Below are 25,627 nucleotides of genomic sequence, written 5' to 3' on the forward strand. Positions count from 1 at the left end.
AGGGGCTGATGAATCGTGGATACGTCGAACAACGACATTGGACGGCCGACGCCGGAAGAAGCAAACGCAGCAGCGGAAGAGGCTGCCCGCCGAAGGCTTGCCGCCATCCAACCCCCAGACCCTTCGAGTGAACTTACCGTCGCCGAACGGCAGATCAACATCCTTCGGGACAAACTCCGCCATATCGACCGCCAGTTGGCTGCTGCCACGCAGAACAACACCAAGCTCGTCACCATGCTGGAAACGGCCAAGGCCGAGATCCTTCGGCTGAAAGGCGCGTTGGAGCAGGAGGGGCAGCCCCCGTACAGCTTTGGCACTGTGGTCCAGATCAATCCGCGCAGGCAGCCCACGGCAGGCAACTCAGGCCAGGCCGCCACGGAGGAATCCGTGGATATCTTCAATGCCGGCCGCAAGATGCGGGTGGGCATCAGCCCCTTGGTTAACGTCAACCAGCTCGCCGTGGGCCAGGAAGTCCTCTTGAATGAGGCCCTCCTGGTGGTCGCGGGCCTGGGATATGAGCGCGCCGGGGAACTGGTGACACTGAAGGAACTCCTTGGCCGGGACCGGGCCTTGGTGGTGGGCCGCGCGGACGAAGAGCGTGTGGTCCGTCTCTCCGGCGCCCTGCAGAACGTGCACCTCAAGGTGGGCGACGCGCTTTCGCTGGATTCCCGGACCGGTTACGCCTTGGAGAAGGTGCCCCGCGCCGAGGTGGAAAACCTGGTCCTCGAGGAAGTTCCGGACATTACCTACCAGGACATCGGTGGCCTGGGGCCGCAGATCGAACAGATCCGCGACGCCGTGGAACTGCCGTTCCTGCACCCGGACCTGTACCGCGAACACGGTTTGAAGGCTCCGAAGGGCATCCTGCTCTACGGTCCTCCGGGTTGCGGTAAGACCCTCATTGCCAAGGCCGTTGCCAATTCCCTGGCCGCACGCGCTGCCGAGCGCGCCGGGAATACGGACCTCAAGAGCTACTTCCTGAACATCAAAGGTCCCGAACTGCTGGACAAGTACGTCGGCGAGACGGAGCGGCACATCCGCCTCATCTTCTCCCGGGCCCGCGAGAAAGCCTCGGATGGCAGCCCGGTAGTGGTGTTCTTCGATGAGATGGACTCGCTGTTCCGCACCCGCGGCACAGGGGTGTCCTCCGACGTCGAAACCACCATCGTCCCCCAGCTCCTGAGCGAGATCGACGGCGTGGAGCGGCTGGACAATGTGATCGTCATCGGTGCATCCAACCGTGAGGACATGATCGACCCCGCCATCCTGCGGCCAGGCCGCTTGGACGTCAAGGTCAAGATCCAGCGTCCGGACGCCGAAGCTGCGGCAGACATCTTCGGCAAGTACATCACCACCGACCTGCCGTTCCATGCCCAGGACCTCGCGGAGTACGGCGGTGACGTCCAGGCAACCGTGGATGCCATGATCCAGCGCACCGTGGAGGCCATGTACTCTACCGAAAAGTCCAACGAGTACCTCGAAGTCACGTACGCCAACGGCGATACGGAAATGCTCTACTTCAAGGATTTCAACTCCGGTGCCGTGGTCCAGAACGTGGTTGACCGGGCGAAGAAGTACGCCATCAAGGATCTCCTGACCAACCACCAGAAGGGCCTGCGGATCGACCATCTGCTCCGGGCCGTCGTCGACGAGTTCCGCGAGCACGAGGACATGCCCAACACCACCAATCCGGACGATTGGGCCAGGATTTCGGGCAAGAAGGGTGAAAGGATCACCTACATCCGCACCATCGTGCAGGGCAAAGCGGGCCAAGAGCCTGGCAAGTCCATCGAAACCACCGCCAACACGGGCCAGTACCTGTGACAGCTCGGCCCGAGGGACAAATCCAGGAGAAACTGCCTGTTGGTGGTGCCATGCGGGTGATGGGCTCGGAAACGGAATACGGCATCCACGCCCCGTCCGCCCCCGGCGCCAACGCCACCATGATGTCCGCGCGCATCATCCAGGCCTACGCGACCGTCACCCGGCAGCGTGCTGCCGGCGGCGCGGAAACGCGCTGGGACTACACGGACGAAGAACCGTTGCATGACGCCCGCGGTTGGACGCTGGAACGGTCGGCGGCCGATCCGAGCCAGCTCACGGACCAGCCGCCAGTGCTCGACGCCGAGGCAGTCGCCTTGGCGTACGGGCGGCAGGAGTTGGAACTTGATGGGGCTGATGAATCCGGATCACTCCTCATGAATATGGTGCTAGGAAACGGTGCCCGGCTCTACGTGGACCACGCACACCCTGAATATTCGAGCCCGGAAGTAACCAACCCCCGCGACGCAGTGACGTGGGATGCTGCCGGTGACCTGGTCGCCCTGGCCACTGTCCGGAAGGTTGCCGCGGACACCAGCCTTCCCCCGATCAACCTTTACAAGAACAACACGGACAACAAGGCAGTGTCCTATGGTTCGCACGAGAATTACCTCATGCCGAGGTCCGTGCCGTTCGGTGACATTATCCGCGGACTGACGCCGTTCTTCGTCTCCCGCCAAGTGGTGTGCGGCGCCGGGAGGGTGGGCCGCGGCCAAGACAGTTCCACCTCCGGCTACCAGATCAGCCAACGTGCCGACTTCTTCGAAGCCGAAGTGGGCCTGGAAACCACCATCCGGCGTCCCATCATCAACACCCGGGACGAGCCCCATGCCACGGCGGACAAGTACCGGCGCCTCCACGTCATCATCGGCGACGCGAACCTCAGCCAGGTGTCCAACTACCTGAAGTTTGGGACCACCGCCATGGTGCTGAGCCTGATCGAAGCAGGACAGGCACCCAGGATCGAGGTCCACGAGCCCGTCCAGGCGCTTCAGGCCATCAGCCATGACACAACGCTCACCACCTCCGTGAGGCTACTCGACGGCAGGCGCGTCACGGCGCTGGACATTCAGTGGATGTATTTCGAGGCCGCCGCGAAACTGGCACAGGAGACGGGCGTGGCCGACTCCGTGACCGGCGACGGCCATACCCACGAGGTCCTCGAGCGGTGGGAGGCAACACTCACCGCGCTGGGTACGGATCCTGCCTCCGCAGCGGCATCCGTGGAGTGGGTAGCCAAGAAATCCATCCTGGAGGGCTACCGGAACCGGGACAAGCTCGAATGGGGCGACGCCCGGCTGGGCCTGGTGGACCTTCAGTGGTCCGACATCCGGCCCGAAAAGGGCCTCTACTACCGGCTGCTCTCGCGGGACCGCATGGCACGGATCGTCGACGACGCCGCCATCACCAGGGCGGTGGGCGAACCGCCGTCGGACACCCGGGCCTATTTCCGGGGACGGTGCGTCTCGACGTTCGGCAAGGACGTGGTGGGGGCGAGCTGGGACTCTGTGATTTTCGATGTCCCGGGCCTTGGCAAACTGCGGGTCCCTACCCGGGAGCCTCTCCGTGGCACCCGTGCCCTCACGGGTGGGCTGTTCGACAGGCACACTGAGGCAGGTCCTTTCCTGGCCGAGTTGCTGGGGCAAACCCCCCTTCCACCCAAGGCTTAGGAAACCACCCGGCACGGCAGAAATGGTGGTCCGGCAAAGCCGGGCACGGCGGCCCACAGCGTGGCAATATGGCAGTAGGAAGTCCTCATATGGGGGACTGACAGTAGGGAGAAAGAAATGGCAGCTCAGGAGCAACAGCAACCGCAGTCGCGGGACACCGAGGCCGAGGTGGACGTCCCGGAGGCCCCTCCCGCGGCCCCCGAAGCCCAGGTTTCGGACGCTACCCAGGGCGTGGACGACCTCCTCGACGAGATTGACGGCGTGCTTGAATCGAACGCCGAAGAGTTCGTCAGGGCATTTGTCCAAAAGGGCGGCCAGTAACCGGTCCCGGACACAGGTTGTAGAGCCCGGTCGGCGAGAGGCCGCCGGGCATTGGAACGCGAGTCGAAGGAGTGCAGCAATGCAGGACCCATCAATCGGCCCCCTGGCCACCCAGGCAACGTCTTCATTCACGGATCATCTCCAACGGTCGCGTCCCGAACTGCTTCCCTTCAATCAATCCCTTCCTGCCGGCACGGTGCCCGCGGCGCCGCACGCCACAACCATCGTGGCCATGACGTACGCCGGGGGAGTCCTCATGGCCGGCGACCGTCGCGCGACCATGGGCAATGTCATCGCCAGCCGCCACATAGAGAAAGTCTTCCCGGCTGACGATTATTCGGTTCTGGGAATCGCGGGTACGGCAGGCCTCGCCATCGACATCACCCGCCTCTTCCAGGTGGAACTGGAACACTACGAGAAGATCGAGGGCACCCTCCTCAGCCTTGTGGGGAAGGCAAACCGCCTGGGCGCGATGATCCGGGGCAACCTGCCCATGGCAATGCAAGGCATGGCCGTCATACCGCTCTTCGCCGGCTTCGACCACGTCTCTTCTGCCGGACGGCTGTTCTCCTATGACCTGACAGGCGGCCGCTACGAGGAGTACGAACACCACTCTGTGGGCTCTGGTTCGGTCTTCGCCCGTGGGGCTTTGAAAAAACTCTGGAAGCCCAATCTCTCCGAGGAAGAAGCGGTCGCCGTGGCCGTCGAAGCCCTGTACGACGCCGCGGACGACGATTCCGCAACGGGTGGGCCGGATCCGGTCCGCCAGTTGTATCCCGTGATCTATGCCGTGAACCGGGCCGGCCACCGCCGGGTTCCGGAAAGGGACCTCGCCGTGATTTCCTCGGCCATCGTCGAATCGCGGGCCATCGCCGGACGGGAGGCCTGAGATGACGCAGCAATTCTACGTTTCGCCTGAACAGCTGATGAAGGACCGGGCGGATTTCGCCCGGAAAGGCATCGCCAGGGGCCGGTCGGTCATCGTGATCTCCTGCTCGGAAGGCATCGTACTGGTGGCCGAGAACCCCTCACCGTCCCTGCACAAGATTGGCGAAATCTACGACAAGATCGCCTTTGCGGCTGTGGGCAAGTACAACGAGTTCGAGAGCCTCCGGCAGGCTGGTGTGCGGTATGCCGATGTCCGGGGCTATTCGTACGACCGTGAAGACGTGACGGCCCGCGGGCTCGCCAGTGTCTATGCCCAAAGTCTGGGCGCCGTGTTCACCGCTGAACAGAAACCTTTCGAGGTTGAACTCGCAGTGGCCGAGGTAGGGCTGAGCCAGGACAAAGACCACCTGTACAGGCTGACGTTCGACGGGTCCATCGCGGACGAGAATGGCTTTGTGGTGATGGGTGGCGTGGCCGAGCAGATCTCGGATGTGGTGCGGGGTTCCTGGGATGCCGAACTGGACTTCGCCGGCGCCATGAGATTGGCGCTTCGGGCGCTGGCCGCGGACAAGGACGTTGAAAGTCTTCCGGCTACCGCCGTGGAGGCCGCTGTCCTGCACAGGGCCTCGGAGAGCAGCCGGGGAACGCGCAGATCTTTCCGCCGCCTTCTCCCTGAGGACATGGCCCAACTGATCACTGAGGAGGCCTGAGATGGACAAACGCATTTTCGGCATAGAAACGGAATTCGGAATCTCGTACTCGAGCCCGGACTCGCGTCCCCTGGCTCCTGAGGAAGTGGCCCGCTACCTGTTCCGCAAAGTGGTCAGCTGGGGCAGGTCGTCCAACGTCTTCCTGACCAACGGATCCCGGCTCTACCTGGACGTTGGTTCGCACCCTGAGTACGCCACTGCCGAGTGTGACGACCTCGCCCAGCTCATCGCCCACGACAGGGCGGGGGAGTTGATCCTCGACGACCTCGTCGATGAGGCACAGGCACGGCTCGCTGCGGAAGGGTTCAACGGAACGGTATACCTGTTCAAGAACAACACCGATTCCGCCGGTAATTCCTACGGCAGCCACGAGAACTACCTCATTCCCCGCAGGGGTGAGTTCTCCAGGCTCGCGGAAATCCTGATTCCGTTCCTGGTGACCAGGCAGTTGATCGCCGGTGCGGGCAAGGTCCTCAAGACACCGCACGGCGCTACCTTTGCCTTCTCCCAACGTGCAGACCACATCTGGGAAGGCGTTTCGTCCGCGACCACCCGTTCGCGTCCCATCATCAACACGCGCGACGAGCCCCATGCCGACGCCGAGTTCTACCGCCGCCTGCACGTGATCGTTGGCGACTCGAACATGTCCGAGACCACGGCCCTGCTCAAGGTGGGCACCGTGGACCTGATCCTTCGCATGATTGAGGCCGGAGTCATCATGCGGGACATGCGCATGGAGAACCCGATCCGGAGCATCCGCGAAATATCGCACGACCTGACTGGGCGGGCCCTGGTCCGTTTGGCCAACGGCAGGCAACTTTCTGCGCTGGACATCCAGCGTGAATACCTGGGCAAAGTGACGGAATTCGTGGCGGCCAATGGCGCGCACAATCCCCATGTTCCCTTGATCCTCGACCTCTGGACCCGCACGCTGGATGCCATCGAAAGCGGTGACACCAGTTCGATCGAAACCGAAGTTGACTGGGCCATCAAGAAGAAGCTCATGGACGGTTACATGCGCCGCCACGATCTCAGCCTGGATTCGCCCCGGATCGCCCAGTTGGACCTGACCTACCACGACATCTCCCGGCAACGCGGACTGTTCTTCCTCCTCCAGTCACGCGGTGCTGCCCGCCGCCTGGTCACGGAGACCGAGGTCAAGGACGCCGTGGACGCTCCGCCGCAGACCACGCGCGCCAAGCTGCGCGGGGATTTTGTCCGCCGGGCCCAGGAACTTGGGCGCGACTACACGGTTGACTGGGTTCACTTGAAGCTCAACGACCGTGCCCACCAGACCATCCTGTGCAAGGATCCCTTCCGCAGCGTGGACGAAAGGGTGGACGCCCTCCTGGACTCTATGAGCTGACTCCCAGCTTCGCCGGTTACTCTGGATGTTGGTCTCTTTCCAAAGAGGCACCTGATCGGACGCAGCGCGCCCCGCGATTGCCTGCGATTCCGAATGTCCTCTGTCCCGACGAAAGTGTCTTTTTTGTGCGACGACTCCTAGCAATACTGATTCCTGCCCTTCTGCTCATGACAGCCTGTGGGGGAGGAGGAAGCACCCCGGCTGCCGAGCCCACCAGCCAGTCAACGGGTGATGTCTCGAAGCTCTCTTCGCTGAAGGTGACCGACAACGGTGACGACAAAGCCCCCGGCCTCGATTTCACGAAGCCCCTGGCCGTCACCGAGCCCACCGTCAAGGTGGTGGACGAAGGCGGCGGAGAAACCATCAAGGCAGGCCAGACGGCTGAGCTGGCGTACATTGCCGTGGACGGCACTGATGGCAAGACCCTGGAGGACACCTATGCCCAGGGACCCCAGCCGATTGAACTCAACGACGACTTGAAGGCCGGCAATGCGGCGATCTACAACGCCATTGTCGGTGCAAAGATCGGTTCCCATGTTGCGTTCGCGGCTCCCGGAAACGCCTCTACCGGCGAGTCCACCACAACGCAACTGGTTGTCTTCAAGCTGCTCTCCGCCAAGGACACCCCGAAGGCCCTCGACAAGCCGGAAGGCGAAACCGTTACTCCTCCGGCAGGCCTGCCCACCGTCAAGGAAAATGACAATGGCATTCCCGAGATCTCCGTGGACGGCGTCGCGGCTCCCAAGGAGCTCATCGCCCAGGACCTGATCAAGGGCACCGGCGCGGCCGTCAAGGCCACGGACACGCTGACCGTGAACTACGTGGGCGTTAACCTCGTTGGCGGCGAGAAGTTTGATTCCAGCTTTGACAGCGGAAAGACGGCCAGCTTCCCGCTGTCCGGCGTGATCAAGGGCTGGACCCAGGGCCTGGCCGGCAAGACCGTTGGTTCCCGTGTACTCCTGGTCATCCCGCAGGACCTTGCGTACGGCGCGGAAGGATCCGGCAAGGCCAAGGGCGACCTCGTCTTCGTCGTGGATATTCTCGGCGTCAAGTAACAGGAGCCACCACGCCGGGCACTGGCTTAGGCTGGAACCTGACACCCGACTACTTCAAGGAGCAACCATGTCATTTGGACAGCGCGATTACGACCGCACCAAGCCGGAGATCGACTTCCCTGAGGGCGAGGTCCCCACGGAACTGCGCATCACCGACATCATCGAAGGCACCGGTGCCGAGGCCAAGGCCGGGGACACCGTTTCCACGCACTACGTTGGCGTAGCCTGGTCCACCGGCGAAGAGTTCGACGCTTCCTGGGGCCGTGGTGCACCGCTGGACTTCCGCGTCGGCGTAGGCCAGGTTATCCAGGGCTGGGACCAGGGATTGCTGGGCATGAAGGTAGGCGGCCGTCGCCGCCTCGAGATTCCCTCCGAGCTTGCCTACGGCTCGCGCGGTGCAGGCGGAGCCATCAAGCCCAACGAGGCCCTGATCTTCGTCGTGGACCTCGTAGCCGTCCGCTAGGCGAAGCAGAACACAAAGGCGCGTCACCTCCGGTTCAGCCGGAAGGTGACGCGCCTTGCTGCTTTTCGCCGGGTGTTTAGTAACGTAGCAAGCGTGTCCGCATCCCGCACTGAACGCCTCCTGAACCTGCTCCTGGCCCTCCTGAACACCAAAGTAGGGCTGAGCCGCGCAGTCCTGCGCGAGACGGTCTACCGTGGCTCCGCTGAGAATGACGCGGCTTTTGGGCGCATGTTCGAACGTGACAAGGTGGACTTGAAGCAGTTTGGCTTCGACATCGAGACGCTGATGGACACCGGGTTTGGTGAGGATGACCCCGCCTCAACGCGATACAGGATCGGCAAGGATTCGAACAGGCTTCCCGAGGTCAGCCTCACGCCAGCCGAAGGGACTGTCCTTCTCCTGGCCTCGCAGCTCTGGGAACGTGCGGCCCTCGGAAACGCCGCGGTGAACGCCGTGCGCAAGCTGCAGGCCGCCGGAGGATTCGCGGACACGGAGCTCCCCTCCGGAGTACAGCCCCGCGTCAAGCCCGCGGGTCAGGCATTCGATGACGTCGTGGCGGCGATGCATGGACGCAAGGCTGTCCGCTTCGGCTACCTTGCCGGGAGCACCGGCAAGGAAGAAACCCGTGAGGTTGAACCGTGGGGCCTCGGCAGCCGTTTTGGCCAGTGGTACCTCGTGGGGCTGGATCGCGGAAGGAAGGCCAAGCGGTTCTTCCGTTTGTCCAGGATGACCACCGCAGTCACGGTCATGGCTACCAGCCGGTTTGACCCTCCCGCTGGTTTCGACGCACGGGCAGAACTCAACTCCCTCACCGAACTCCCACTCCAGGAAGCGCACCTAGATGTGGACGCCGGTCGGCTGCTGGACCTTCGGAAGCGCGGCTCTGCCATGCCCGGCGCGAATGGGCGAGACACACTCCGGATCGCCTTCCGGGATACGGAGAAGTTGGCAGAGGAGCTGGCCTCCTACGGGCCGCACGTCATGGTGCGGGAGCCCGCAGAGTTGCGTGCCGCCGTCGTACGCCGCCTTCAGGGTGCGGCCGCCTTTGATGCCGCCCCACCAGTTGCCGTTGAATTTCCCGCCACCGCCCCGGCTGTCCGGGCGCGGAAGCGGACCTCGGAGGACCAGCTCACCCGGATGCTCCAGTTGGTGCCGTTCCTGGTACACCACCAAGGGCTGCATATCCAGGAGGTCGCAGACCACTTTGGGATCACCCGCAAAGCCCTCATCGATGACTTGAAGATCCTGATCTGTTCGGGGCTGCCGGAAGGCTATCCGGACGACCTGCTGGACATCCAGTGGGAAAACGACCACGTGTACATCACCGAACACCTGGACCTGAACCGTCCCGTGCGCTTCAGCGAGGAAGAAGCGGCGGCGCTGTTGACAGGATTGGCCATGCTGGGAGACCTGCCGGCCCTGGCCGGTGTTGAGGAAGACCATGCGGGAAGCGCCCTTGAATCGGTCACGCTCAAGTTGGCAGGTGCCGCAGGCGAGGCAGGAAGACTGGCGGGGGCAGTGGCCGGAGCCTCTGTGGAGCCGGAGCAGTCGGAGGCCTTCGCCACGGTGACCAAAGCCTTGCGGGACGGCCAACAACTCCGCCTGCGGTACCTGTCCTTGCAGCGGGACGAAGTCAGTGAACGGGACGTGGATCCACTCCGTCTCTTCTCCATGGACAGCACGTGGTATTTCGAGGCGTATTGCCACAGCAAATCCGGACTCCGCAACTTCCGGCTGGACAGGGTGGAGTCGGTGGAGCCCAACGGGCGGCCGGCGTCGCGGAAGGCGGTGCCGGATGCTGATGTGCCGGCACGTCTCTTCACTCCCAGTAACGACGACGCACTGGTGGTGTTGCAGCTGACCCGCCAGGGTGCCGGACTTGCCGACGATTACTACGCGGAGCGCACGGCCCAACTGCCCGACGGCGGTCTGCTTGCCGAAGTGCGCTTCGGCAGTCCGGAGTGGCTGCCCATGTTCATAGCCCAGCACGGCGGAACAGCCCGGATCCTGGATCCTGGACCTCTCAGGGAAGCCTCGCAGGCCTGGCTCGAGTCCGCCTTGGCGCAGTACGGCGCCACGACTTCCAGCCCGGCTGGCTAGACTACTCAGATGCCTTGGTGGTTTTGGATCCTGTTGTGGATCGCGCTCATAGCCCTGTCGCTGCTTTTGCATGTCACCTTGGGCTTCCGTTTGTTCCGGAAGTTCATGGCTACCGTGCGCGAATTGGGCGAGGCGGGTAAACGTTTCAGCAACATTGCGCCAACAACGGAAACCTCCGATGTGGACGGGACGTCTGAGAGGTCGGTGCCCGGTTCTGCCGTTTTTGCCTCGCCCGAGCAGATGCGTCATGATTACCTGACGGCCAAAGCCTTCCGCCAGGAAGTTCGTCGCCAACGGCGCGTCCAGCGCAAAGCCGAGCGGGGCCAACCCCAATCCCTGCACGACATAGAATTCAGATAGACGTAGGATGTATCCAAAAGGAAAGGACCTCCCACATGAGGCTTGAAGGCTGGCATCTCATCATCATCATCGTTCTGGCCCTGGTGCTGTTTGCCGCGCCGAAACTGCCGTCCATGGCGCGCAGCATTGGTCAGTCGATGCGTATTTTCAAGTCTGAGGTCCGGGAGATGAAGAAGGACGGATCTTCGGAGTCCAAGGATTCCAAGGACGCTTCGGACGCCGTCGAAGGCCGGGTTGTCGACCACCCGGACGTTAAGGCAAAGAACAACGGCGAGACAGACGTTCCGCCCTCAAACCGCGTCTAAAGAAGAGTGGTAGAAACGAAAGGACGCAAAGCCAATCCCGAAGCCCGGATGGCGTTGCTTGACCACCTCAAAGAGCTGAAGAACAGGCTCTTCAAGGCGGCGATTGGCGTCATTGTGGGCACGGTGGCGGGCTTCATCGTCTACCAGCCGCTCCTTGAGGCATTGATCAAACCGATCAAGGACCTCAACGAGAAGGAAGGCCGTGCCGCAACCCTGAATTTTGACGGGGTGGCCAGTTCCTTCGACCTCATGGTTCAAGTCTCGGTGTTCCTTGGCGTGCTCATTTCCAGCCCTGTCTGGATCTACCAGCTGTGGGCGTTCATTGTTCCCGGCCTTCACAAGAAGGAACGCAACCTGGCGTTGTCCTTCGTGGCCGCTGCCGTACCGCTGTTCATTGGCGGCGTGCTTCTGGCGTGGCTCGTCCTGCCGAACGCAGTCAGGGTCCTCACGGATTTCACGCCGAGTGGTGCGTCCAACTTCATCAGTGCCGAGATCTACCTTTCCTTCGTCCTGCGGCTCCTCCTGGCGTTCGGTATCGCCTTCCTGGTCCCCGTGGTGCTCGTGGGACTCAACCTCGCGGGGATTGTCAAGGGCAAGCAACTGATCAAGAGCTGGCGCATTACGATCTTCCTGGTGTGCCTGTTTGCGGCCATGGCGGCTCCCGGCGCGGACGCCATGAGCATGTTCTACCTGGCCGCGCCCATGCTCTTGCTGTTCTTTGCCGCTATCGGCATTTGCTTGTGGAACGACCGGCGGCGTGAACGGCGTGCCGTCAAGCGGGCTGCTGAGACGGAAGCCACGGCGGACATAGCCACCTCGGCATCGGATCTGGAGAATCTGTAGAGCTCAGGCCACTAGGCTTGATGCATGTCCTCCATCTCCGGGTCTCCGTCACCATCAGACCGCTACCAGGCGGCAGCCAACCGGACAGCCGAGGCCAAGACGTATCTTGGCGCTTTCGCACGCTCCCTCGATTTCGACCTGGACGACTTCCAACGTGAGGCGTGCCGGTCCCTCCAAGAGGGCCGGGGCGTCCTCGTAGCAGCACCAACCGGCGCCGGTAAGACGATCGTTGGCGAGTTTGCCATCTATCTGGCATTGCAACGGGGATTGAAGGCGTTCTACACCACTCCCATCAAAGCGCTGAGCAACCAGAAGTTTTCCGAACTTGCAGCCAAGTACGGGGCGGCCAACGTTGGCCTGCTGACCGGTGATACCACCATCAATGGAGAGGCGCCCGTGGTGGTCATGACCACCGAGGTGCTCCGGAACATGCTGTACGCCGATTCGGAAACCCTGGGCGACCTTGGCTTCGTGGTGATGGACGAGGTGCACTACCTCGCCGACCGGTTCCGTGGAGCCGTGTGGGAAGAAGTGATCATCCATCTGCCCAGCGAAGTCCAGGTGGCATCTCTGAGCGCCACAGTGTCCAATGCCGAGGAGTTTGGTGCCTGGTTGGACACCGTCCGTGGAGATACGGACGTCATTGTGTCCGAGCACCGGCCTGTTCCGCTCTGGCAGCATGTCATGGTGGGCCGGGAAATCGTCGACCTCTTTGCGGGCGACACGTCCTTTGACGAGATCGCCCCGCCCATTCCCGATTCCGAGGTTCCGGACCTGAGCGAGTCCGAAGACGCCGCTGAGGAACGGGCGGTAAGCTTCGCCAAACCGTCCAAGCAGGCAGGAAACAAAGTCCGGCAGGCCCTGTCGGGGCAGGAGTTCGAGGTAAACCCTGAACTCCTGGCCATGGCACGTTCGGAAAGCCGCATGAACTTCAGCGGCCGCTTTGGCCATGGCGGACGCAGCCGGCGCCGTCAGGACAGGCAACGGGAGGACCGCACCACAGAACAGCGCAGTCCTGTCCGGAAGGCCAGCAGGCCCCAGGTCATCGATAGCCTGAACCGGCAGGGCCTGCTGCCCGCCATCACCTTCATTTTCTCCAGGGCCGGCTGTGACGCAGCGGTCGCACAGTGCGCGGCCTCCGGATTGTGGTTGACCACCGAACGTGAACAGCAGATCATTGCCCAACGCGTGGATGAGGCCAGCCGGGAGATTCCGGCTGACGACCTTGACGTCCTGGGCTTCTGGGGCTGGCGCGACGGCCTGGTCAGGGGCTTCGCGGCCCACCATGCCGGGATGCTCCCCACGTTCAAGGAGGTGGTGGAGAAGCTCTTCGCGGTCGGTTTGGTCAAGGCTGTTTTCGCTACCGAAACCCTGGCGCTGGGCGTGAACATGCCGGCACGGTGCGTCGTCCTGGAAAAGCTTGAAAAGTTCAACGGGGAAGCCCACGTCAACATCACGGCAGGGGAGTACACCCAGCTGACGGGGCGGGCCGGGCGCCGCGGCATTGACGTCGAGGGACATGCCGTAGTCCTGTGGCAACCCGGTACCGATCCGGCAGCCGTGGCGGGCCTGGCTTCGCGCCGCACCTACCCCCTGAATTCGAGTTTCAGGCCGACCTATAACATGAGCATCAATTTGATTGCCCAGTTCGGGCGCACCAGGGCACGGGAAATCCTCGAATCCTCTTTTGCGCAGTTCCAGGCCGACCGCTCCGTAGTTGGCCTCGCCAGGCAAGTCCGCGGCAGGGAGGAATCGCTGGCCGGCTACGCCAAGTCCATGGAATGCCATCTCGGTGACTTCGGCGAATACTCCCGGTTGCGGCGGGAGTTGGGCGATGCTGAGCAGTTCGCGGCGCGGGACAACCAGCGGGCCCGCCGTTCCAGGGTGTCCGATTCCCTGACCCGTCTCATACCCGGGGACGTCATCAGTGTTTCGAGCGGCAGGCTGGCGGGGTTCGCCGTCGTGCTTGACGCCGACCCCAACGCGCGTGAACCGCGCCCCTCCATCCTGACCTCGGACAACCAGCTGCGGCGCATCGGCGTACATGACGTGGATGCGCCGGTGTCTCCGGTGACCCGGATCCGGATTCCCAAGTCTTTCAATGCGAAGCTGCCAAAGGCCCGCCGCGACCTCGCAGCGTCCATGCGCCATGCCGTCAGCGACGATGCCCCCAAGCGGCGCAACAGCAGGCATGAGGACTTCGGCCTGGGTTCCCGGACGCAGGAGCAGGAGAAACGGATCGCCGAGCTTCGCCGGACCCTCCGGGCGCATCCTTGCCACGGCTGCAGCGAGCGTGAGGATCACGCCCGCTGGTCCGAGCGCTGGTGGAAGCTGCGGAAGGAAACGGACGGGCTGGTCCGCCAGATCCAAGGCAGGACCAACACCATTGCCAAGACCTTCGACCGCGTGTGCGATGTCCTGTCCTCCTACGGCTACCTGGAAACGGACGACGCCGGAAAGGTCACCATCAGCGCGGATGGCCAGCGTCTCCGCAGGATCTATGGCGAGAAGGACCTGCTCATCTCACAAGCCATCAGGGAAGGCGCAATCAACGACCTCGACGCCGCGGAGATGGCGTGCTTCGCCACGACCTTGGTGTACCAGGCCAAGCGCGAAGACCGGGGCCTGCGGCCGAAAATGCCCTCCATCTCGCTGGAGACCGCCGTGGACATCGTGGTCCGTGAATGGTCACGCCTGGAGGACACCGAGGAACAAAACCGGCTCCCTCTGACGGCAGAACCCGAACTGGGCCTCATGTGGCCCATGTACAAGTGGGCCAAGGGCCGGCACCTTCAGGATGTACTCAGCGGGACGGACCTCGCGGCCGGCGATTTTGTCCGCTGGGCCAAGCAGGTGGTGGACCTGTTGGACCAGTTGGCGAAAATTCCGCAACTGGACCCACGGCTGGCCCGTATCTGCCGGGAGTCCATCGACCTGGTCCGCCGTGGCGTCGTGGCGTACTCCACGGTCGCCTGACGTCCTTTTTCGATTTCATTACCGTCTTTTCCCAAGGAGTTCAGCGAATGAACCAGCCAGGCGCGCCTGCCGGCAACCGTAAGGTCACCATGTACCGCAACGGATCCATCTACACGGCGGCGGATCCATTTGCCACGGCCATGGTAGTGGACGGTGACACTGTGGCATGGGTCGGTTCCGAGCAGGCTGCCGCATCCATCGCGGACGGCACCATGGAGATCATCGATCTCCGAGGTGCCCTTCTCACCCCGGGCTTCGTGGACTCGCATGCCCATCTGACCGAAACGGGCCTGGCTCTGGTCGGCCTGCAGTTGGGTAGCGCACGGTCAGCCCGCGACGTCCTCGACACCGTTGCCGCAGTGCCCGGCACGGCCGCCATCCTGGGCCACGGGTGGGATGAAACTACCTGGAACGATCCCACGCTGCCCACCTTGGAAGAGCTTGATCGGGCAGCCCCGGGCCGGACCGTCTACCTGTCGCGGATAGACGTCCATTCCTCGCTCGTTTCCTCCGCCCTGGTCGACGCCGCGGGCCTTGGCGGGCTTGATGGCTTCACGGGAACTGCCCATGTTGTCCGGGCGGCACACACCGCGGCCAGGAGCGCGGCCAGGAACTTCGACGATTCCACGCGCCGGGGCTTCCAGGAAGCGGCCCTCCGCGAAGCGGCCAGCAACGGGTACGTGGCACTGGCAGAAATGTCCGCTCCCCATATTTGCCGGCCGGACGATCTGCGGATGGCCAATTCCTGGAACGAGGAAGGCGGCAGCCCGCAGATCCTGCCCTACTGGGGTGAACTGGCCTCCTCGGAGGAGAAGGCCCGGCAGATCCTGGAAGGCCTGGGAACTCCGGTGCTGGGTCTGGCCGGCGACCTCAACATCGATGGTTCCCTTGGTTCCCGCACAGCGGCATTGGCCTCCGATTACGCCGACGCTCCCGGAAACCGTGGCAACCTCTACCTGTCCGTTGAGGAGGCCGCGAGCCACCTGGCGGCATGTTCCATGCTGGGCATCCAAGCCGGGTTCCACGTCATTGGCGACGCCGGACTGGTTTCCGGGCTGGACGCACTCGATGCGGCCGCAGCGGAAGTCGGAGAGCAGCGTATCCGTGCTGCCGGGCACCGCTTTGAGCACGTCGAACTGGCCCACCAGGAATCGGTGGACCGGCTCGCCAAGTACTCCATCACTGTCAGTGTGCAGCCTGGTTTCGATGCTGCCTGGGGGAGTCCGGGAGGGCTCTATGAGCAGCGGCTCGGTGACCGCAGCCGTGGCATGAATCCTTTCGCGTCGTTCTATGCCGGCGGCGTTCCCATTGCCTTTGGAAGTGACAGCCCTGTGACTCCGCTTCGACCATGGTCAAGCATCCGGGCCTGCCTGGAACACAGCAACCCTGAGCAGCGTATTTCGGCGCGCGCTGCCTTCCTGGGCCACACGCGTGCGGGATGGCGGGCCACCAAACACCGTAATCCGCTGATGGGCCAACTGGTTCCGGGCGCACCGGCGAGCTTCGCCGTCTGGGAGGTCGAGGAGCTGATGGTGCAGGTGGCAGACAGCCGGGTCCAGTCGTGGAGCACCGACCCACGGGCCCGCACGCCGCTGCTTCCGGCCCTGGATACCGGCAGTGACCCCGTATGTCTTCAAACGGTCCGCGAAGGCCAGGAGCTGTTCGCGCACGAGGCCTTGCGCAGCTGACTCCGGCAAGATTTTCCCGGGAGTGCCCGTCCGCGCTGAACTGGGGCAACGCTCGTCGGTGCAGGTCATCGGGCGGTTGACGGCGTTGCCTTGCCGGGTAGCATAAGCGGTACGCGTGTGGGCAGGTCCACGCGGTCTTGGAAAACGGTCCGTCCGGCAGGATATCTGCCGGGCATCGACTGGACTGTGGCCGCTGGACCTGTCCACAGCATCCGTCGCGTCGCCCGGGAATGTGGGCACTGACACATCCGCAAAATATCAGCGGCCGCCTCACCCTATAATGGAGAGTTGCGCCAGAACGCCAGCGTCCACGCTGGTCCGGCACACTGACCGCTCCATCAAGGAAAGGCCTCTTCTTGCGTGTCCTGACGATCATCCCCACCTACAACGAGCTGGAATCGCTCCCCAAGACACTGGGCCGGCTTCGGGCTGCCGTTCCCGAATCGGATGTCCTCGTGGTCGATGACAACAGCCCGGACGGTACGGGACAGCTCGCCGACGGGATCGCCGCGGAGGACAGCCAGGTTCACGTGCTGCACCGCAAAGGCAAGGAAGGCCTGGGGGCCGCGTACATCGCCGGTTTCAAATGGGGCCTGGCGGCCGGCTATGACGTCCTGGTTGAAATGGACGCAGACGGCTCGCACCAGCCGGAGCAGCTGCCCCTGCTCCTGGACGCCATCAAGGATGGCGCCGACCTCGCGATGGGTTCCCGGTGGGTTCCCGGCGGGAGCGTCGTCAACTGGCCGCTGTACCGCCAGGCGATCTCCCGCATTGGCAGCACGTATTCCCGGATCATGCTGGGCGTTAAAATCAAGGACGTAACCGGTGGATACCGGGCCTTCCGCCGGAGCACCCTGGAGGCCCTCAAACTGGATGAAGTAGCCTCGGTGGGCTACGGCTTCCAGGTGGACCTCGCCTGGCGCGTCGCCAAACTCGGACTGCGCATCGAAGAGCGTCCCATCACGTTCGTGGAGCGTGAACTCGGGGCATCCAAGATGAGCGGGAACATCGTGGTTGAAGCCATGATCAACGTCACCAAGTGGGGGCTCGCCGCGCGGTGGGCGAAGCTCACAGGAAAGCAGCCGGCCGCGGCCAAGTAATCCGAAGCCAGCAGGCCACAAGAAAAGGCCGGGCCCGGATCCCTTAAGGGATCCGGGCCCGGCCTTTGCTCTGAGGCTCCGTTACGCGGAGCGGCGCTCTCCACGGCGCTCACGGAGGATGTTCAAGCGATCCTCCAGGATTTGCTCCAGTTCCGGAAGCGTGCGGCGCTCAAGAAGCATGTCCCAGTGGGTACGTACAGCTTTTTCATTGGCGTCGACCGGACGCTCGCCGTCAACCAGCAGCGCCTCCTTGCCGGTCTTGGAAACCCAAACAGGGGGAATCTCGGCTTCGGCGGCAAAGGTCACGAAGACCTGCTCGCCATCCTCGCAACGGTACTCGACCCGCTGGCGCGGTGCCGGCTCAACACCGGATTCGGTTTCCATGCTCTGGGCGCCAAGACGCATGCCCCGCAGGCTGCGATCGCTCATGATTACTCCCTCTGTCTGTTCGCAGGGCTGGAAACCCTGCGCTAGCCGTAAGCCGTTGTCTCGCCGCTCACGGACTACTTCTGCACACCTTGCATCACTATTTGCAACGCCCGGCCAAGCTCTTATGTTCCATCCACGCTGAACCAGCCGGACAAATATCCTATTATACGCGGAAACGGGCCGGGTGCTCAAAAACCCTTAAACCCCAGGAGCGGCCAGCCTCCCGGATGACCGCTCCTGACGCGATTCGCTAGGTGCTACTCCGCAGGCCTCGCAGGCTCGGCTGCCGGCTCCGGGGACGATGCCTTGGCATCGTTCCTGCCGCCGAAAAGACCCTGGACGGGGGAGTCCCCGTTGGTCCCGCCAAGGGCACCGCCGATGCCTTTCAGGGCTTCGCCTACCTCGCTGGGAATGATCCACAGCTTGTTTGAGGTGCCCTCCGCAAGCTTGGGGAGAGTCTGCAGGTACTGGTAAGCCAGAAGCTTCTGGTCCGGATTTCCCTTGTGGATCGCGTCGAAGACCTTTTGGATGGCCTGGGCTTCGCCGTCTGCACGCAGGATGGCTGCCTTGGCATCACCTTCGGCCGCAAGGATCGCCGCCTGCCGCTGGCCCTCAGCCGTGAGGATCTGCGACTGCTTGGTGCCTTCGGCCGTGAGGATGGCTGCACGCCGGTCACGCTCGGCCCGCATCTGCTTCTCCATGGAGTCCTGGATGGAGTGGGGTGGGTCGATTGCCTTGAGCTCGACGCGGGACACCCGGATGCCCCAGCGGCCGGTGGCCTCGTCCAGCACGCCACGCAACTGGCCGTTGATCTGATCGCGCGAGGTCAGCGCCTCTTCGAGGTTGAGCCCGCCGACGACGTTACGGAGCGTGGTGGTGGTCAACTGCTCTACTGCCTGGATGTAGTTTGCGATCTCGTACGTGGCAGCCCGGGGGTCAGTGACCTGGAAGTAGACGACGGTATCGATGGACACCACCAGGTTGTCCTCGGTGATGACCGGCTGCGGCGGAAACGACACCACTTGTTCGCGAAGATCGAGCAGCGGCAGGAGCCGGTCCACGAACGGGATCAGGATGGTGAGTCCCGGGTTGAGCGTGCGCTGGTACTTGCCCAGGCGTTCAACGACGCCGGCACGTGCCTGCGGAATAATCCTGATCGAGCGGACCAGCACAATGATGACAAATATGACAAGAACAACCAGCACTATGGCTGCCGCTGTTCCTCCTAGGCCGTCCATACATCTCCTTCATTCCCCAATTGAGTGGTTGATGCGGCTCACAAGTGCGGGGCAACCCGCGCCCGTCAGCAGAAACTTTCGGTGTGCCCTAGAGCGGGCTGCTTTCGGCAGTCGAGGCGACAACCGCCGTCGCGCCGTCAATCCTGGTGACCTGGACCGTGGCGCCCGCGTCGATGACCCCGGACGTGCTGCGTGCCGTCCAGACGTCGCCCCCGATCTTAACCAGGCCACTTGTCCCGCTCACGGCTTCGATGACGAGGGCGGATTGTCCTATCAGGCGGTCGACGTTGGTGCGTTGTTCGGCCGGTCCCTTGCGGAGGTGCTTGAGGGCTACGGGCCGTACGAACGCAATCATCAGGAGGGAAACCACGCTGAAGATGACGATCTGGAGCCAGAAGTCGGCACCTGCGAAGTCGGCCACCAAGCCGGCGAGGGCGCCGCCACCCAGCATGATGAAGAAGAGGTCGAGGGTCAGCATCTCCACCACTGCGAACGCGAGGAAGACCGTGAGCCAGAGAGCCCACCAGTTTTCGCCGAGCCATTCAAACATCTGTTCCCCCTTGGTCCCGGACCCCGAGGACGGGATCACAGTCGCTGTCCTTCCATCCTAGCCCGGAGCGGAGGCCCACGTCAGGGCCGTGATTCCCGGCTCTTGAAGATCCCGATCTGGAACTTTGCCGTGGTGTGGAACGATTCCGTGCCACCAGCGGATTCCGGTGCCGTGCGTGAATCGAGATGGTGGCCCGCGGGGCCCATGTAGGCGAGGTCCGCAAGTTGTCCGGGGTCCAGTGTGAGCGGGATGTCGAGGCTTATGGTGCGTCCAGGCAGGAAGTGTTCCGAGAGGGTCTCTGCCAGCTTCTCCTCTTTGCCTTCCTGTATGGACAGCATGCCGGTGCGCTCGGCCGCTTCGGCCAGGTGTCCCGGGCGTGGGGTGACCACCAACAGGGTGCCGCCCGGACGCAGCACCCGGGCGAACTCCGGTGGATTCCGCGGAGCGAACACCACCAGGACCACGTCCATGGAATGGTCTGCGAGGGGCAGGGGACGCCAGATGTCCCAAACCAGGTTGGCGGCCTGGGGATTCAGTCGGGCAGCCCTGCGGAGGGCGAATTTGGAGATATCCAATCCCATAGCTGTTGCCGGCGTCTTGTGCAGGACGGCGTGCAGGTAATGGCCCGTCCCCGTCCCGGCATCAAGAACAGCAGGATCCGGGCCCTGCATGGCCCCTGCCGCCAGGGAGGCGATGGCGCAGGCCAGTTCGGCGTAATGGCCGCCGTCCAGAAAGCGCTGGCGGGCGGCCACCATGTCTGCGGTGTCCGCTTCGAAGACTGTGCCCTTCCCCGTCAAGAGGTTGAAGTAGCCCTGTTTGGCAGCATCAAAAACGTGGCCGGCGCTGCACAGGATTGCGCGGTGCGGGCCTTCGCCAAGGTGGCAGGTTCCCTGGCACACGGGACAGCGAAGGGCGGCGATGGCGTCGGACAGCATGGCTTCAATCCTACGGCCGACGGAGTGTCAGGCTCCGGCATCCGGGGTGTGCGGTTAGGCTCACCCACGTGAAACCCGAGCAACTGCCCCTGCTGAACACTGTCTCCGCTCCCGCCATCCACCCTGACGGGACCAGGGCCGTCGTCGCGGTTACCAGGCCGGACTTTGACACGGATTCCTATGTCGGCCAGCTCTGGACCGTGCCGTTGGACCCTGCCAAGCACTCCCGGCGTATTACGCGTGGGTTCAGGGACACCGCTCCCGCCTTCTCGCCAGACGGGTTGGTACTGGCTTTCCTGCGAAGCGACCAGGACGGCAAGCCGCAGCTTTTCGTGGTGGAGTCCGCGGGAGGGGAGCCGCAGCGGATTACCGGGCAGCATGCGGGTGTGGGAAGTTTTGAGTGGGCGCCGGACTCGCACCGGATCGTCTTTACGTCCCGCGTACCCGAACCCGGTCGCTATGGCACGGTGGACGACGTCACGTCCGGGCGCGAGGACCCGCGCCTCATCTCTTCCAAGCAGTATCGGATGAACGGTTTGGGCTATACCGCTGACCAGCGCCAGCAATTGTTCGTGGTGGAGGTGCCTGAGCTCGGCAGCGAGCCGGCCTTCCGTCCACGCGGACGGGCGGCCCACGAACAAAGCCAGGCCGCCTTCACGGACGTTCCGCAGGCCCGGCAGCTTACCTTTGGCGACGCCGACCATGAGTCTCCGGTCTTCGCTCCGGACGGCCGCCACCTTTACTTTGTGGCCGCCCTGCATGAAACGCACGACGACGACCTGGTCGCCTCTGTCTACCGGATGGACGTCCAAGGCGGCCAGCCGGAAGCAGTTCATCCCTCCAACCACAGTCCGCAAACGGTCAATGCCGTGAGGGTCTCGACCGACGGCAAGTGGCTCTTCTACACCGCCCAGGACCTGGGCGAATCGCGGATCGACTTCGTCGCCAAGAACACGGTCCTCTTTGTGATGCCCGCGGGTGGGGGAGAGGCGCGGCCATTGACCGATGCCGAGCACCTTGACGTTTCAGGCCCCCTGCAGCCGAGTGGAACAGACAGTGTCCTGGTCCTGAACACGGCCTTGGGCACTGTTGAACTCCTGCAGGTCGCAGCGGACGGCGGCATCACCCCGCTGGTACACGGCACCCGGGTGGTGCTGGGAGCAACCGTGGCGGCCAACGGCGAAATAGCAGTCAGCTTCTCTGACGCCTCCACTGTGGGTGATCTTGCCTACCTGGACAGGGGTGAACTGCGGCTGCTGACCGATTTCTCGGCAACCCTCCGCAACCATTCCCACCTCAGCGAGCCGCGGGACCTTGAAGCGGCAGCGGAGGACGGCCACCCCGTGCACGGCTGGGTGGTGATGCCGGACGGTCCGGGACCACACCCGGTGCTCCTCACCATCCACGGCGGCCCGTTCGCCCAGTACACGGGCGCGTTCTTCGACGAAGCCCAAGTCTATGCCGCGGCCGGATATGCGGTGGTGATGTGCAACCCCCGGGGTTCCGCCGGGTACAGCCAGACCCATGGGCGGGCCATCAAGGAACGCATGGGCACCGTGGACATGCAGGACGTCCTGGCTTTCCTCGATGCCGCGTTGGATGCTTTCACGGTGTTGGACCGGGACCGCGTGGGCATCATGGGAGGTTCCTACGGTGGGTACCTCACCGCCTGGACCATCGCCCATGATCATCGATTCAAGGGCGCCATTGTGGAGCGCGGCTTCCTGGACCCCGTCAGTTTCCACGGCTCGGCCGATATTGGCTGGTTCTTCGGAGGGGAGTACACAGGCGGAACCCCGGAACAACTGCAAGCCCAGAGCCCCATGGCCGTGGTTGGCAGCGTGAGGACTCCTACGCTGGTCATCCATAGCGAGAACGATCTCCGTTGCCCCATCGAGCAGGGCCAGCGGTACTACACCGAACTGAAGTCCCGCGGGGTGGAAACATCGCTGTTGGTGTTTCCAGGCGAAGACCACGAACTGTCGCGCTCGGGCACTCCACATCACCGCAAGGCGCGGTTCCAGCACATCCTGTCCTGGTGGGCGAAACACCTCCCGAGCGCAGTCAACCGCGGCGAGGATGGCGTGGCGTAGTTGCTGGCATGCCGGGCCGCCTACGGTCTGCGGGCGAGGCGGACTGGCGGCAAAGTACCCGCCGAAAAGGCTGCGAGAAGCACCAGGGCAGTAGTAACAGTCATCATGGCAACGTGAACAAACTACTGGCTCGTGAATCTCGTTGCCGGGACAGCCGCCAATCAATAAGCACCAAAGGTCTTTTGGTTTGATGGCGCGCCTTAGGACATTGGCAGGGATGTATGCATCTCGCGTTACGTGCCCGGACGCTCCATGCACTTAGAAATTGGGTCGAGGCTGGCAATGGGAAGCCACTATTGATTGGGGAAAGCCGTGAGCTATTCGATATCCAGTGCCGCAGAGCTGACAGGGCTAACGGAGCACACTCTGCGCTACTACGAAGGGGACGGCCTGCTGGTCTTTGATGTGCCGCGGGATTCGGCCGGGCGGCGGCGGTACATTGATCGGGATATTCGGTGGGTACGTATGCTGAAGCGGTTGCGTGAGACAGGGATGCCCATGCGGGATCTGCGCGCCTACATTGCGCTTATCCAAGACGGCGATGGCAATGAAGAACAGCGGGTCGGTCTCCTTGAAACGCACCGGAGCCGAGTCGAAGAGCAACTTCGTCGCACCGAACAACACCTCAAGGCGATAGACGCCAAAATTATGCTGTACCAGGGCCCAGGCCCGGCTACAGTCGACCGCAAGGCTGCCATTTGAGGTTCCGCTTGCGTTCGAGCGCGCTCTAAGTAGTTGACTCAAAGCATGACACGGGAAATCAATCGAAATTTGTCCACAAACGAGTCGCGGGTCGCTCTCATTGGTCTCGGAGCAATGGGCTCGGCCTTTGCCCGCAGGCTCGTTTCATCTGGCTGCGCTGTTACAGTGTGGAACCGGACCAAGGCGAAGGCCTCTGCTTTTACAAGGGGTGACAATTGCGGACACCGCCGCTGATGCCGTCCGGAATGCCGACGTCGTCTTGCTCATGCTCCGTGATGACAAGGCCGTGCTCGACGTCGTGGGGATCATTGCCAACGATGTGCTCCGCGGCGCTGTTCTTGTTGATCTGTCTACTGTCCACCCTGAGACCAGCTCAGAATTGCACAGCTTGGTGCCTCTTGGTGTGCACGTTATCGATGCCCCCGTCATGGGTAGCTCAGACGCCGCCCTCAAGGGCTCCCTGGGACTTTTGGTCGGCGCAGACGAGTCGGCCTTCGAGCTTGCCCGACCAGTGTTGTCGCTGTTGGGAACGCCGACGCTCGTCGGCGGGGCTGGAGCTGGATCAGCGGCCAAAGTCGCAGTGATGTCCGCCATCATTCCCGGCATTTTGGCAGTGGGTGAGGGAATCGCAGTGGGGCGTTCGTTTGGATTGGATGAGGACACCCTCAGGTCGGTCTTTTCGCATACACCTGTCGGAGGCCAGACCCAACGCGCCTTCGCTGCGGAGGCAAACTATGCCACGCGGTTGGCGGCTAAAGATCTTGAACTTGCTCGGCGTAGCAAGGCGACGGCGCTGGTATCCCAGTCGGTTGGCCTCCTGGAGTCCGCGGGCAACGGCGACGAAGACCTGGGCCGGACGGCTATCCGCGTGTCGGCCTAGTTAAGGCCTCGTAGGAGAGGAGTCCTGGATTCGGCATGCACTACCGCAGTGTGGCCGGCCGCCGCTAAGGACCGGCCACACTGCCGTCAACCAGGCGCCGTGGGATAGCAAAGCCTGGCCCACGAGGCACCCCAACAGACGGAGAAGATCGCCCTGCGGTGCAATGTGGCCTTCGTTGAGGGCCAGCCACACACTATTGGTGTCCAGGCGCTCTCGTCCGTGTCGATGATGCGCACGGATTGTGTTGTGATTGCACTCACGGCTCATGTCATTGGAAGGCGAGCGTGCCCCATGGGACGACAACGAGTTCGGTGCCGGACGAGGTTCCCGGATCAGGTTCTCGAGACGGTACGAATGGCGCGGGGCATGTCAGCCATGTCATCAATGACGATGCTGGCTCGATGCAACATCTTCGCTGGCGTCAGCCCGGCGAATCCAATGACCAGTATGCCCGCCGCCAAGGCGGCGGTGACCCCTGAGGGGCTGTCCTCGACCACGACACAATGACCTGGCCGATAACCCATGCTGCTTGCAGCGTGAAGGAACAGGTCCGGGGCGGGCTTGCCGTGGGCAACATCGTCCGCACTGAATATCCGGCCCTCGAACAAGGGTCGCAACGCTGTCTTACCCAAAGTCAGCCGCATTTTGGAGTGGCTGCCGGACGAGGCGACGCAAGTATCGTGGCCAATGGTCTGCAGCTCCACTACTGCTTGGCGCACGCCGGGAACGTCATCGAGACGTTCCTTGAAGTCCTGCTTATACGCTGAGCGGCGGCGTTTTGCAAAGTCGTCGGGGACAGGTCGCCCAATTCTGCGTTCAATGTTGGCCAGGACTGCATCCTCGGTTTGACCCATATGCTGCTCCAGAATCTCTTGTCGCGAAATGTTCCAGCCCAGGCTGCTGATCATCGCCATGTCGATGTCTTGGACCAACCGCTCGCTGTCAACGAGGACTCCATCGCAGTCGAATATCACGAGAGGCAAGGTGTTCATTTCAGGAGCCTAGCCTCGGTATTTCACGGGGTGGTGACGGTAGCACGGGGTTATAGGACAAAACGTGTGTATGAGTTGGGCCTGCTTCCCAGCGCTGGCGGGCGAATTCCGGGATAGCTAAGCTTTTGGAGCTTAGGGTGGC

General features: G+C 63.1%; 24 protein-coding genes. 19 read left to right on the plus strand and 5 right to left on the minus strand.

Going from position 1 to position 25,627, the window contains the following annotated elements; translation table 11 throughout:
- Nucleotides 1–15: 15 nt before the first annotated feature.
- From arc to ACIPV6_RS03170, 15 genes are all read left to right on the plus strand, one after another.
- Nucleotides 16–1,824 (plus strand): proteasome ATPase, encoded by a 1,809-nt coding sequence (gene arc, locus ACIPV6_RS03100; RefSeq protein ID WP_397321858.1) that lies wholly within the window; start codon nt 16–18, stop codon nt 1,822–1,824.
- Nucleotides 1,821–3,491, plus strand: a complete 1,671-nt coding sequence (gene dop / locus ACIPV6_RS03105) for a depupylase/deamidase Dop (protein WP_400269480.1) — start codon at nt 1,821–1,823, stop codon at nt 3,489–3,491. Before arc ends, dop begins: the two co-directional genes overlap by 4 nt.
- Before the next feature lie 117 nt (nt 3,492–3,608).
- Nucleotides 3,609–3,812: a ubiquitin-like protein Pup gene (locus tag ACIPV6_RS03110; protein WP_400269481.1), complete on the plus strand. Its 204-nt coding sequence runs from the start codon at nt 3,609–3,611 to the stop codon at nt 3,810–3,812.
- A 79-nt stretch (nt 3,813–3,891) separates the two neighbouring features.
- Entirely contained in the window at nt 3,892–4,701 is an 810-nt protein-coding gene (gene prcB, locus ACIPV6_RS03115; RefSeq protein WP_400269482.1) for a proteasome subunit beta, read from the plus strand.
- 1 nt (nt 4,702) lies between these two features.
- Nucleotides 4,703–5,410: a proteasome subunit alpha gene (prcA, locus tag ACIPV6_RS03120; protein ID WP_400269483.1), complete on the plus strand. Its 708-nt coding sequence runs from the start codon at nt 4,703–4,705 to the stop codon at nt 5,408–5,410.
- Nucleotide 5,411: 1 nt separating this feature from the next.
- On the plus strand, nt 5,412–6,776 hold the full coding sequence (gene pafA / locus ACIPV6_RS03125) for a Pup--protein ligase (RefSeq protein ID WP_400269484.1): 1,365 nt from the start codon (nt 5,412–5,414) through the stop codon (nt 6,774–6,776).
- Nucleotides 6,777–6,901: 125 nt separating this feature from the next.
- The gene (locus ACIPV6_RS03130) at nt 6,902–7,831 is read left to right on the plus strand and encodes an FKBP-type peptidyl-prolyl cis-trans isomerase (protein WP_400269485.1); all 930 of its coding nucleotides are present in this window, start codon (nt 6,902–6,904) and stop codon (nt 7,829–7,831) included.
- Nucleotides 7,832–7,898: 67 nt separating this feature from the next.
- Nucleotides 7,899–8,294: an FKBP-type peptidyl-prolyl cis-trans isomerase gene (locus ACIPV6_RS03135; protein ID WP_397321868.1), complete on the plus strand. Its 396-nt coding sequence runs from the start codon at nt 7,899–7,901 to the stop codon at nt 8,292–8,294.
- Nucleotides 8,295–8,387: 93 nt separating this feature from the next.
- Nucleotides 8,388–10,394 carry a helix-turn-helix transcriptional regulator gene (locus tag ACIPV6_RS03140; RefSeq protein WP_400269486.1) on the plus strand — a complete coding sequence of 669 codons (2,007 nt, stop codon included), beginning with the start codon at nt 8,388–8,390 and terminating at the stop codon, nt 10,392–10,394.
- Nucleotides 10,395–10,403: 9 nt separating this feature from the next.
- Complete coding sequence (locus tag ACIPV6_RS03145; protein WP_400269487.1) at nt 10,404–10,754, plus strand: hypothetical protein; 351 nt, start codon at nt 10,404–10,406, stop codon at nt 10,752–10,754.
- A gap of 35 nt (nt 10,755–10,789) precedes the next feature.
- A complete protein-coding gene (gene tatA / locus ACIPV6_RS03150) occupies nt 10,790–11,059 on the plus strand; it encodes a Sec-independent protein translocase subunit TatA (RefSeq protein WP_397321873.1) in 270 nt (89 codons plus the stop codon).
- Between the two features lie 6 nt (nt 11,060–11,065).
- The gene (gene tatC, locus ACIPV6_RS03155; protein ID WP_397321874.1) at nt 11,066–11,902 is read left to right on the plus strand and encodes a twin-arginine translocase subunit TatC; all 837 of its coding nucleotides are present in this window, start codon (nt 11,066–11,068) and stop codon (nt 11,900–11,902) included.
- Nucleotides 11,903–11,926: 24 nt separating this feature from the next.
- Nucleotides 11,927–14,878: a DEAD/DEAH box helicase gene (locus tag ACIPV6_RS03160; RefSeq protein ID WP_400269488.1), complete on the plus strand. Its 2,952-nt coding sequence runs from the start codon at nt 11,927–11,929 to the stop codon at nt 14,876–14,878.
- 47 nt (nt 14,879–14,925) lie between these two features.
- Nucleotides 14,926–16,566, plus strand: a complete 1,641-nt coding sequence (locus ACIPV6_RS03165; RefSeq protein ID WP_400269489.1) for an amidohydrolase — start codon at nt 14,926–14,928, stop codon at nt 16,564–16,566.
- Between the two features lie 356 nt (nt 16,567–16,922).
- Nucleotides 16,923–17,666 (plus strand): polyprenol monophosphomannose synthase, encoded by a 744-nt coding sequence (locus tag ACIPV6_RS03170; RefSeq protein ID WP_400269490.1) that lies wholly within the window; start codon nt 16,923–16,925, stop codon nt 17,664–17,666.
- An 81-nt stretch (nt 17,667–17,747) separates the two neighbouring features.
- Here ACIPV6_RS03170 and ACIPV6_RS03175 read toward each other — a convergent pair whose 3' ends face one another.
- The 4 genes from ACIPV6_RS03175 to ACIPV6_RS03190 form a co-directional block, all read right to left on the minus strand.
- Nucleotides 17,748–18,095 carry an RNA polymerase-binding protein RbpA gene (locus ACIPV6_RS03175; RefSeq protein WP_397321881.1) on the minus strand — a complete coding sequence of 116 codons (348 nt, stop codon included), beginning with the start codon at nt 18,093–18,095 and terminating at the stop codon, nt 17,748–17,750.
- A gap of 257 nt (nt 18,096–18,352) precedes the next feature.
- Nucleotides 18,353–19,333, minus strand: a complete 981-nt coding sequence (locus ACIPV6_RS03180) for an SPFH domain-containing protein (protein WP_400269491.1) — start codon at nt 19,331–19,333, stop codon at nt 18,353–18,355.
- An 88-nt stretch (nt 19,334–19,421) separates the two neighbouring features.
- Complete coding sequence (locus tag ACIPV6_RS03185) at nt 19,422–19,883, minus strand: NfeD family protein (RefSeq protein WP_400269492.1); 462 nt, start codon at nt 19,881–19,883, stop codon at nt 19,422–19,424.
- A gap of 80 nt (nt 19,884–19,963) precedes the next feature.
- The gene (locus ACIPV6_RS03190; RefSeq protein ID WP_400269493.1) at nt 19,964–20,818 is read right to left on the minus strand and encodes a methyltransferase domain-containing protein; all 855 of its coding nucleotides are present in this window, start codon (nt 20,816–20,818) and stop codon (nt 19,964–19,966) included.
- Between the two features lie 68 nt (nt 20,819–20,886).
- On the opposite strand from ACIPV6_RS03190, the gene ACIPV6_RS03195 reads away from it, so the two are divergent.
- The 4 genes from ACIPV6_RS03195 (at nt 20,887) to ACIPV6_RS03210 (ending at nt 24,493) form a co-directional block, all read left to right on the plus strand.
- Entirely contained in the window at nt 20,887–22,911 is a 2,025-nt protein-coding gene (locus ACIPV6_RS03195) for a S9 family peptidase (protein ID WP_400269494.1), read from the plus strand.
- Nucleotides 22,912–23,223: 312 nt separating this feature from the next.
- Nucleotides 23,224–23,613: a MerR family transcriptional regulator gene (locus ACIPV6_RS03200; protein ID WP_400269495.1), complete on the plus strand. Its 390-nt coding sequence runs from the start codon at nt 23,224–23,226 to the stop codon at nt 23,611–23,613.
- 45 nt (nt 23,614–23,658) lie between these two features.
- Complete coding sequence (locus tag ACIPV6_RS03205) at nt 23,659–23,847, plus strand: NAD(P)-binding domain-containing protein (protein ID WP_400269496.1); 189 nt, start codon at nt 23,659–23,661, stop codon at nt 23,845–23,847.
- Nucleotides 23,822–24,493 (plus strand): NAD(P)-dependent oxidoreductase, encoded by a 672-nt coding sequence (locus ACIPV6_RS03210; protein ID WP_400269497.1) that lies wholly within the window; start codon nt 23,822–23,824, stop codon nt 24,491–24,493. Before ACIPV6_RS03205 ends, ACIPV6_RS03210 begins: the two co-directional genes overlap by 26 nt.
- 332 nt (nt 24,494–24,825) lie before the next feature.
- Here the strand turns inward: ACIPV6_RS03210 and ACIPV6_RS03215 are convergent, their stop codons facing one another.
- Nucleotides 24,826–25,485 carry an HAD family hydrolase gene (locus ACIPV6_RS03215; RefSeq protein ID WP_400269498.1) on the minus strand — a complete coding sequence of 220 codons (660 nt, stop codon included), beginning with the start codon at nt 25,483–25,485 and terminating at the stop codon, nt 24,826–24,828.
- Nucleotides 25,486–25,627: the final 142 nt, after the last annotated feature.

This window comes from Paenarthrobacter sp. NPDC089988 (assembly GCF_044748465.1).
In the GTDB taxonomy this organism is placed as follows: Bacteria; Actinomycetota; Actinomycetes; order Actinomycetales; family Micrococcaceae; genus Arthrobacter.